General features: G+C 38.2%; 1 protein-coding gene. It reads left to right on the top strand.

What is annotated here, in order from left to right; all coding sequences use genetic code 11:
- Window positions 1–621: ISL3 family transposase (locus ACFO3P_RS14510; protein WP_379542469.1), on the top strand; the 621-nt coding region annotated here is incomplete at its 5' end.
- Window positions 622–636: the final 15 nt, after the last annotated feature.

The raw sequence follows: 636 nt of genomic DNA, 5'->3' as shown, positions 1-636 counted from the left end.
TGTGATACAGGTAAAGTAGAAATGGTTGTGATGGATTTATCTCAAGCGTTTAAACAAGCCATTCGAAAAGCATTGGGCAATCCCCTGATTATCGCTGACCGTTTCCACTTCATGCGTCAGGTCTATTGGGCTTTGGATGAGGTGCGCCGTGAAGTTCAAAAGGAGCTTCCTAAAAAAGATCGGCTTCGAATGAAACGCTCCAAGAAACTTCTTTGGAAATCATGGGCAGCCTGTTCGGATGATCAGAAGAAAAAAGTACAGCAATTAGTAGAAATAGATGCCCGTTTAAAAGAAGCCTATGATTTAAAACAAGCGTTAGATACGTGGTTTAAAGAAAGTGATGCATACAATGTAACTGCCGGTTTAGAAGTATGTCTGGAAAAGTTAGAGGCATCCACATTAGAAGGATTTCATCGTGTCGCACGTACATTTAAAAGATGGCACCAGGAAATTCTGCATTCTTTTATGTATCCTTATAATAATGGCTACATAGAAGGAGTCAATAATACGATTAAAGTATTGAAACGATTATCTTATGGAATTAAAAATTTTGAACGAATGAGAAAGAAAATTCTATGGCAACAAGAGGTCAAGCTTGTGCTGAAGCAAGCTTATAAATAAAGAGGTGGAGGAATG

Origin of the sequence: Oceanobacillus aidingensis, from assembly GCF_042654105.1 — a bacterium.
Classification (GTDB): Bacteria; Bacillota; Bacilli; order Bacillales; family Amphibacillaceae; genus Oceanobacillus; species Oceanobacillus oncorhynchi.
The sequence above is the reverse complement of the archived record's forward strand: the minus strand, read 5'-3'. Positions and strand labels throughout refer to the sequence as shown.